This is a genomic window from Peterkaempfera griseoplana (assembly GCF_001418575.1).
In the GTDB taxonomy this organism is placed as follows: domain Bacteria; phylum Actinomycetota; class Actinomycetes; order Streptomycetales; family Streptomycetaceae; genus Peterkaempfera; species Peterkaempfera griseoplana.
This window is the reverse complement of sequence record NZ_LIQR01000219.1, coordinates 22,086-30,497: the sequence shown is the minus strand read 5'-3', so window position 1 is coordinate 30,497 and position 8,412 is coordinate 22,086. Positions and strand designations below refer to the sequence as shown.

The following is an 8,412-nucleotide window of genomic DNA, read 5'->3' as shown; positions in this document are numbered from 1 at the left end:
CCGCGCACGCCCCCGCCCCCGCCGCGGTGGCCGGCAGTCCGGGGCCCGGTTCAGGCCTCGGGCCCCTCGGGGTCCGGGTCGGTGAAGTCGCCCGCGGCGACCCGGAGCGGGCGCAGTATGTCGAAGATCTGCCGGCACTGCTCGGGGTCGTACTCGTCGAGGCCGAACTCCATGGCCATCAGATCGCGGGTGGCCGCCTCCACCACCTGCCGCCCCTGGGGGGTGATGGACGCGAGGATGCCGCGGCCGTCCAGGGGGTTGGGCCGGCGGGAGACCAAGCCCGCGCGCTCCAGCCGGTCGACGGTGTTGGTGACGCTCGTGGGGTGCACCATCAGCCGCTCGCCGATCTTGGAGAGCGAGAGTTCGCCGGTGCGGCTGAAGGTGAGCAGCACCAGGGCCTCGTAGCGGGCGAAGGTCAGCCCGTACGGCTTGACGACCGCGTCGACCCGGCCGAGCAGGATCTGGTGGGCGCGCATGATCGACGTGATCGCAGCCATCGGCGGGACGGCGCCCCAGCGCTTGGTCCACAGGTCGTCGGCACGGGCGATCGGGTCGAAGTTCAGGCTGAGCGGCTTGGGCACGCCCCCACCGTACCGGCGCGGCTGCGGCCCGCCGAAGGCTGTCCACAGGGCGAACGGGCGTGCTGGGGACGGCGGCCGCCCCGGGTCGGCACCGGGGCGCGGCACATGCTCGGGCGTGGCCGTGGATGTCAATCCGCCGCCCGGCCGGGCCCGGAATTGACCGTTCGGCCACCTGCGGTCATGAGGGTCGCCGCCCCGGCGCAGGCGAGTTGGCCCCCTTTGCACCAGAGCGCGCGCCCGGGGGACGCACAGCAGCCCCAGGGGTTGTGGCGAAAGTCCGCCATTGGCTGTCATTGACCTGTCATTTAAGTACTTCAATTGTCATGCTTCTGGCCAGCTTCGTACGGCGCCCGCGTCCACCCAGCGCGTACGCCGTGAGACCGCACGGAGCAGCACGACCGCGCCCGTTCCGCCCTCGATGGCGCACACCCGACGCCCCCGGAACGGCGCGCGACCGCGCACACGCGGTGGTACCGAAAGGGAACACAGTGAAGCGAAAGCTGACCGCCGGAGCACTTCTCGCCGCCTCCGCCATGCTCGTCGTCGGTATACAGGCGGGCACCGGAACGGCCGAGGCGCAGCCCGGAACGGCCTTCGGCCCGGCCGCCGCCGGGCAGCACACCCAGCTGATCGGCCTGGCCCGCACCCAGGCCCCCGCCCTGGCAAGGGCCCTGGCGCTCGGCAGCCAGGAGAAGCTGGTCGTCAAGGACGTCGTGGTGGACGCCGACGGCACCCGCCACCTGCGCTACGACCGCACCTACGGCGGACTGCCGGTCCTCGGCGGCGACCTGGTGGTGCACCAGACCGCGAGCGGCGCCGTGAAGTCCGTGGACCGCGCCACCACACGCAAGCTCGACCTGAAGAGCCTCACCCCCGCCGTGGCCCCGGCCAAGGCCGCAAACCGGGCGACCGGCGCCGTACGGGCCCTGGTCGGCGACGCCTCCGACCGGGACGCGGCGCCGCTCACCTCGGTCGGCACGGCCGCCGCGCCCAGGCTGGTGGTCTGGGCGGCCTCGGGGACCCCCCGCCTGGCGTACGAGACCGTGGTCAGCGGCACCCGCGCCGACGGCACCCCCAGCGAGCAGCACATCGTCACCGACGCGGCCTCCGGCGCCGTGCTCTCGCAGCACGAGGCGGTCCAGACCGCGGCCGGCACCGGCCAGGGCCTCTTCGTCGGCTCGGTCGGCCTGACCACCACCCTGTCCGGCTCGACCTACCAGCTCAAGGACGCCGGCCGGGGCAACCAGTACACGACCAACCTGGGCAACAAGACCAGCGGCACCGGCACCCTCTACACCGACGCCGACAACGCCTGGGGCGACGGCACCGTCTCCAACACCCAGTCCGCGGCGGTGGACGCCCAGTACGGCGCCGCCGTCACCTGGGACTTCTACAAGAACACCTTCGGCCGCAACGGCATCGCCAACGACGGCAAGGGCGCCTACAGCCGGGTCCACTACGGCCGCAACTACGTCAACGCGTTCTGGGACGACTCCTGCTTCTGCATGACCTACGGCGACGGATCGAGCAACACCCACCCGCTGACCGAGCTGGACGTCTCCGGCCACGAGATGAGCCACGGGGTGACCAGCCGCACCGCCGGCCTCAACTACTCCGGTGAGTCCGGCGGCCTCAACGAGGCCACCTCGGACATCTTCGGCACCATGGTGGAGTTCTACGCCAACCTGGCCAGCGACAAGCCGGACTACCTGATCGGCGAGCTGATCAACATCAACGGGAACGGCACCCCGCTGCGCTACATGGACAAGCCCTCCAAGGACGGCGGCTCGGCCGACTACTGGTCCTCGTCGGTGAAGAACCTGGACGTCCACTACTCCTCGGGCGTCGCCAACCACTTCTTCTACCTGCTGGCCGAGGGCAGCGGCGCCAAGACGATCAACGGCGTCAGCTACAACAGCCCGACGTACAACGGCTCCACGGTCACCGGCATCGGCCGCGACAAGGCCGCGGCCATCTGGTACCGGGCGCTGACCGTCTACATGACCTCGACCACCACCTACAAGGCGGCCCGTACCGCGACCCTGAACGCCGCCACGGACCTGTACGGCAGCGGCTCCGCGGAGTACAACGCGGTGGCCTCCGCCTGGACCGGAGTGAACGTCAGCTGACAAGCCCTCAGCGAGGGGCCCGGGCGGCAACGCCCGGGCCCACGCTCACCCCTCGGCGAGGTGGCGCTCCACCGTCGCCACCTTGGCGGTCAGACCGTCGACCACACCGGGCCGGATGTCGGCCTTGAGCACCACGCTGACCCTGGGGGCCCTGGCCGCGACCGCGTCGACGGCCCGTCTGACCACCGCCATCACCTCGTCCCACTCACCCTCCAGCGAGGTGAACATGGCGTCGGTGCGGTTGGGCAGGCCCGACTCGCGGACCACCCGCACCGCGTCGGCGACGTACTCCCCCACGTCCTCACCCACGCCCAGCGGGGTGACCGAGAAGGCAACGATCATCAGACCGCGGCCTTCTCCGCGGCGGCGGCCGGGCGCCAACCCTCCTGCTCCTCACGGGCCAGCATCCGCTCGGCGAAGAAGCCGCCGGTGGGGAGCACCGAGAGGACGAACATCAGCACCCCGCGCCGGGCGTCCCAGCCCTGCTTCTTCCAGGCGTCGGCCCAGAAGAGCAGATAGAGGATGAAGAGCACCCCGTGCACCGTGCCCATGACCGGCACGGCGTTGAAGTCGGTGGTGCGCTTCAGCACCGAGCAGACCAGCAGGACGATGAAGGAGACGGCCTCGGGGGCGGAGACGAGGCGCAGACGGTGGACGGCGCTGCTCTTCACGGTGGACGACCTCACAGGGGTGCAGGTGCTTGTGAACCGGCGCACAAGCTTCCGCCCATTATCACCGGCCGGCCGCAGCGCCCCCGCCGCGGGTGGCCGGGTGCGGCGGACGTCACATCCACGCCACAGATCCCGCCCGTGCGGGGGATCGGCCTGGCCCGGCCTCGGCGGACACCCCTATCCTCGGCGCTTGCGGCCGGATCCCCCGGCCGCACCGGAACGGGGAGCGACACAGGGAATGAAGCTGGACTGGGACCGTCGGACCTGCGCACGCCGCGGCCACATCACCTATGCGCCCACCGAGCCGGAGCTGCGCACGCGGCTGCACGCCGCGACCGCCGTCGGCGACGCCTGGCGCTGCCTGCGGTGCGGTGACTTCGCCCTCGGCGAGCCGCACGGCTCGGGTCCGGCCCGAAACGCCCCGCTGGTCCCCCGCGGCAAGGCGCTGCGCGACCTGTTCATCCTGCGCTTCCTCGCCGTGGAGCGGATCGCGCGCGGGCTCTTCATCGTGCTGGCCGCCTGGGCGGTGTGGAAGTTCTCCAACAGCCAGGACGCGGTGCGCCGGCTCTTCGACGAGAACCTCACGGTCTTCCGCCCGGTGGCCAACCACTTCCACTACGACGTCGACCACTCGCCGATAGTGGACACCATCCGCAAGACCTTCGACTACGAGCACTCCACGCTGACGGTCGTCGCCGTGGCGCTGCTGGTCTACGCACTGATCGAGACAGTCGAGGGCGTCGGCCTGTGGATGGCCCGTCGCTGGGCCGAGTACCTCACCGTGATCGCCACCGCGGCCTTTCTGCCGCTGGAGATCTACGAGCTCACCGAGAAGGTCAGCTGGCTGAAGGTGGCCACGCTGGTGATCAACGTCCTGGCGGTGCTGTGGATCGCCCTGTCCAAGCGGCTCTTCGGGCTGCGCGGCGGACGGGAGGCCTTCGAGGCGGAGCGGCAGTCGGCCTCGCTGCTGGAGGTCGAGGAGGCGGCCGGCAGCGCGCCGGCCGGCCTGGCCGGGGCGCCGGCGGCGGGCTGACGGCCCCTGATATGTCCCGGATCGGTACCGGTACGGCGCGCGCCCCTCGCCTACCGGACCGACCCGAGGCTACCTTGTGGCTCGTGGCACAGTTTCGATTGCAGGGGTCCAAGGTGCTCGCCGTCGATCTGATGGGCGACGCCGTGAAGGCCCGCAACGGGTCCATGGTCGCGTACAGCGGCCAGATGTCCTTCAAGAAGCTCTCCGGGGGCGGCGACGGCCTGCGTGGCATGGTCACCCGCCGGCTGACCGGCGAGCAGATGGTGGTGATGGAGGTCAAAGGGCAGGGCACCTGTTACTTCGCGGACCGCGCCACCGAGGTGAACCTGGTGCGACTGAACGGCGAAACCCTCTATGTGGAGGCCGACAACCTGCTCTGCACCGAGGCGACGCTGCACACCGGCACCTCCTTCACCGGTCTGCACGGGATGACCTCCGGGAACGGCCTCTTCACCACCAAGGTGGAGGGCCAGGGCTGGGCGGCGGTGATGTCGGACGGACCGGCGATCATCCTGCGGGTCTCCCAGGGGATGCCGCTGCGGGTCGACCCGGGGGCGTACATCGCCCACACGGGCAACCTCAACCGGAACTTCAAGTCGGGCGCCGGCTTCAGCACCTTCTTCGGCGAGGGCGGCGGCGAGGCCGTGCAGATCGAGTTCGTCGGTGACGGCCTGGTGTACGTGCAGCCGTCGGAGCGCGTGACGATCGGTGGTGACGTCTGATGCCGTTCACCAAGCTCAACGGCAAGCTGATCGAGGCGCAGGTCTTCCCGGGCCAGAAGGTGTTCAGCCAGCGCGGCGCCATGATCGCCTACAGCGGACAGGTGACCTTCACGCCCAACATGATGGGCGGCCAGGGCGGCGTGATGTCGATGATCGGCCGCCGGATCGCCAATGAGGACACCCCGCTGATGACGGTCGAGGGGCAGGGCCGGGTGATGTTCGGCCACGGCGGTCACAACGTCCATGTGATCGATCTCACCGGCGACACCCTCTATGTGGAGGCCGACCGGCTGCTGGCCTTCGACGGCACCCTGCAGCAGTCCACCATGTTCATGGGGTCGCAGGGCGGCGTGATGGGCATGGTCCGCGGCCAGGTGACCGGGCAGGGGCTGTTCACCACCCAGCTGACCGGCCAGGGCTCGGTGGCGGTGATGGCCCACGGGGGCGTCATCGAGCTGCCGATCACCCCGCAGCAGCCGATCCATGTCGACCCGCAGGCCTATGTGGCGCACCGCGGCCAGGTGCAGAACAAACTCTCCAGCGCCCTGGGCTGGCGCGACATGATCGGACGCGGCTCGGGCGAGGCCTTCCAGCTGGAGCTGTCCGGGCACGGCATGGTGTACGTGCAGGCCAGTGAGGAGAAGCTCTGATGTCGTACCCGCCGCAGTCGCCGTACGGTCAGCCGGGCTACCCGCCCCAGCAGGGCGGCCTCCCCCAGCAGGGGGGCTACCCGCAGCCGGGGTACCCGCCCCAGCAGGGTGGGTACCCGCCCCAGCCGGGCGGCTATCCGCAGCAGCCGCAGCAGTACGGCGGCCCCCAGGCGCCGCTGCCGCAGACCGCGGCCGGCGGTCCGGTGGTGCACGACGTCACCACCCTGCCGAGCAACGACAACGTCAACCCGTACGCCTTCTCGGTGGACCTCAACGGCCAGTACTTCCTGCAGAAGGGGAAGATGGTCGCCTACTACGGGAACATCCAGTTCCACGGCATCGGCCACGGCCCGCTGGACGCGCTGATCGGCCGGTCCTTCCACTCCCCGCTGCACGCCGCCGACTGGGTGGTCGCGGAGGGCCAGGGGAAGATGATCCTGGCCGACCGGGCGTTCGACCTGAACTCCTACGACCTGGAGGACGGCAACCTCACCGTCCGCTCGGGCAATCTGCTGGCCTTCGACCCGCGGCTCTCCCTGAAGCAGTCGATCATCCCCGGCTTCCTCACCCTGATCGGCACCGGCAAGTTCGTGGCGGCCTCCAACGGCCCCGTGCACTTCGTCGAGCCGCCGATCCGGGTGGACCCGCAGGCGCTGGTCGGCTGGGCCGACTGCCCCTCCCCCTGCCACCACTACGACCACAGCTACATGCGCGGGGTGCTGGGCGGCATCCGGCAGCTGACCGGGCTGGGCGGGGTCTCCGGCGAGGAGCACCAGTTCGAGTTCATCGGGGCGGGGCAGGTGCTGCTGCAGTCCTCGGAGAAGCTGATGGCCGACATCAACATCGGTCATGTGCCGGCCGAGGCGGGCATCCCGGGCGCGGGGGCGCCGTCCCAGGCGGGCCGGCAGCAGCCCCAGCAGCAGCTGCCCAACATCCCGGGGCTGGGCAACCTCGGCGATCTGGGGCGGCGCTTCGGGCTGTGACGCAGCGGACACGGGCGACGCCGCACTCTTTGTACAAACTTCAACATTATCGGGTAGCATAAGGACATGGAGACCCCCACCGCTTCCCCGGCTGCCGGCATCGAGGCAGCGGACGACGCCCCCTGGCTCACCGCCGAGGAGCAGCGGCTGTGGCGCGCCCACCTCGACGTCTGCAAGCTGCTGGAGTACCAGCTCGGGCGCGAGCTGCAGCCGCACGGCCTGGCGATGAACGACTACGAGATCCTGGTGGTCCTCTCGGAGGAACCCCACCGCCGGATGCGGATGACCGACCTGGCAGCCGCCACGCTCCAGTCCAAGAGCCGGCTCTCGCACCAGATCACCCGGATGGAGAAGGCCGGGCTGGTCGTGCGCGAGGGGTGCCCCGGCGACCGCCGGGGACTGTACGCCGTGCTCACCGACGACGGCTGGCAGACCCTGCGCAAGGTGGCGCCGGACCACGTCCGCAGCGTGCGCCACCACTTCATCGACCGTTTCGACAGCGACCAGATCGCGGCGCTGTACGAGGCCCTGGGCCCCGTGGCCGCCCATCTGCGCGCCCTTCGCGGCCGCGGCTGAACCGGCCGCTGCTCCGCGAGCCCTGCGGGGCGGTGCCCGGCTCGGGCACCGCCCCGCGGGCGTCGCGGGCCCGCCCCGCGGGGCGGTCAGGCCCCGGTGACGCCCTCGACCAACTCGTCGGCGGCCGCGTACGGGTCCAGCGCGCCGGAGGCGACCCGCTCGGCCAGCGACTCCAGCCGGCGGTCGCCGTGCAGGTCGCCCATCCGGCTGCGGAGCGCCGCCATCGCGATCGCCTCGACCTCGTCGGCCGCCCGGCGACGGCGGCGGGCCGCCAGCTCGCCGTGCTCCTCCATCCAGGCGTGGTGCTTCTCCAGGGACTCGACCAGCTCGTCCACCCCTTCGCCGCGGGCGGCGACGGTCTTCACGATCGGCGGCCGCCAGTCGCCCGGCCTGCGGGACTCCCCCAGCCCCAGCATGTGGCCCAGCTCGCGGACGGTGGCGTCGGCGCCGTCCCGGTCGGCCTTGTTGACCACGAAGACATCACCGATCTCCAGGATCCCGGCCTTGGCGGCCTGGATCCCGTCCCCCATGCCCGGGGCCAGCAGCACCACCGTGGTGTCCGCCTGCGCCGCCACCTCCACCTCGGACTGGCCCACCCCCACGGTCTCCACCAGGATCACGTCGCAGCCGGCCGCGTCCAGCACCCGCAGCGCCTGCGGCGCCGCCCAGGAGAGTCCGCCCAGGTGGCCGCGGGTGGCCATGGAGCGGATGTAGACCTCCGGGTCGGTGGCGTGCTCCTGCATCCGCACCCGGTCACCGAGCAGCGCCCCGCCGGAGAACGGCGAGGAGGGGTCCACGGCCAGCACCCCGACCCGCTTGCCGCGCCTGCGGTAGGCGCTCACCAGGGCGGAGGTGGAGGTGGACTTGCCGACCCCGGGTGAGCCGGTGAGGCCCACGGTGTAGGCGCGGCCGGTGTGGGGGGCCAGCGCCGCCATCGCCTCGCGCAGCTGCGGCGAGGCGTTCTCCACCAGGGAGATCAACCTGGCCACCGCGCGCGGCCGGCCCAGGCGCGCCTGTTCCACCAGCGTCGGCACATCGATCATCAAGCTCAACTCTCCCGGCAGTCG

At 71.3% G+C, this 8,412-nt stretch carries 10 protein-coding genes; 6 read left to right on the top strand and 4 right to left on the bottom strand.

What is annotated here, in order from left to right; genetic code table 11:
* Positions 1-50: 50 nt before the first annotated feature.
* Positions 51-581: a MarR family winged helix-turn-helix transcriptional regulator gene (locus tag AOK09_RS17465; protein ID WP_055588138.1), complete on the bottom strand. Its 531-nt coding sequence runs from the start codon at positions 579-581 to the stop codon at positions 51-53.
* A gap of 533 nt (positions 582-1,114) precedes the next feature.
* Between AOK09_RS17465 and AOK09_RS17460 the strand changes: the two genes are divergently transcribed.
* Positions 1,115-2,710 carry a M4 family metallopeptidase gene (locus AOK09_RS17460; RefSeq protein ID WP_079063154.1) on the top strand — a complete coding sequence of 532 codons (1,596 nt, stop codon included), beginning with the start codon at positions 1,115-1,117 and terminating at the stop codon, positions 2,708-2,710.
* 45 nt (positions 2,711-2,755) lie between these two features.
* Here the strand turns inward: AOK09_RS17460 and AOK09_RS17455 are convergent, their stop codons facing one another.
* Both AOK09_RS17455 and AOK09_RS17450 read right to left on the bottom strand, forming a co-directional pair.
* Positions 2,756-3,052: an MTH1187 family thiamine-binding protein gene (locus tag AOK09_RS17455; RefSeq protein ID WP_055588136.1), complete on the bottom strand. Its 297-nt coding sequence runs from the start codon at positions 3,050-3,052 to the stop codon at positions 2,756-2,758.
* On the bottom strand, positions 3,052-3,381 hold the full coding sequence (locus tag AOK09_RS17450) for a DUF3817 domain-containing protein (RefSeq protein WP_079063153.1): 330 nt from the start codon (positions 3,379-3,381) through the stop codon (positions 3,052-3,054). Before AOK09_RS17450 ends, AOK09_RS17455 begins: the two co-directional genes overlap by 1 nt.
* 238 nt (positions 3,382-3,619) lie before the next feature.
* On the opposite strand from AOK09_RS17450, the gene AOK09_RS17445 reads away from it, so the two are divergent.
* The 5 genes from AOK09_RS17445 (at position 3,620) to AOK09_RS17425 (ending at position 7,345) form a co-directional block, all read left to right on the top strand.
* On the top strand, positions 3,620-4,414 hold the full coding sequence (locus tag AOK09_RS17445; protein WP_055588134.1) for a DUF2127 domain-containing protein: 795 nt from the start codon (positions 3,620-3,622) through the stop codon (positions 4,412-4,414).
* Between the two features lie 83 nt (positions 4,415-4,497).
* The gene (locus AOK09_RS17440) at positions 4,498-5,136 is read left to right on the top strand and encodes an AIM24 family protein (protein ID WP_055588141.1); all 639 of its coding nucleotides are present in this window, start codon (positions 4,498-4,500) and stop codon (positions 5,134-5,136) included.
* On the top strand, positions 5,136-5,786 hold the full coding sequence (locus tag AOK09_RS17435; protein ID WP_055588133.1) for an AIM24 family protein: 651 nt from the start codon (positions 5,136-5,138) through the stop codon (positions 5,784-5,786). Before AOK09_RS17440 ends, AOK09_RS17435 begins: the two co-directional genes overlap by 1 nt.
* Positions 5,786-6,769: an AIM24 family protein gene (locus tag AOK09_RS17430; RefSeq protein ID WP_079063151.1), complete on the top strand. Its 984-nt coding sequence runs from the start codon at positions 5,786-5,788 to the stop codon at positions 6,767-6,769. The genes AOK09_RS17435 and AOK09_RS17430 overlap by 1 nt, the downstream gene beginning before the upstream one ends.
* Before the next feature lie 66 nt (positions 6,770-6,835).
* Positions 6,836-7,345, top strand: a complete 510-nt coding sequence (locus AOK09_RS17425; protein WP_055588132.1) for a MarR family winged helix-turn-helix transcriptional regulator — start codon at positions 6,836-6,838, stop codon at positions 7,343-7,345.
* Between the two features lie 86 nt (positions 7,346-7,431).
* Here AOK09_RS17425 and meaB read toward each other — a convergent pair whose 3' ends face one another.
* Complete coding sequence (gene meaB, locus AOK09_RS17420) at positions 7,432-8,388, bottom strand: methylmalonyl Co-A mutase-associated GTPase MeaB (protein ID WP_055588131.1); 957 nt, start codon at positions 8,386-8,388, stop codon at positions 7,432-7,434.
* Positions 8,389-8,412 lie beyond the last annotated feature (24 nt).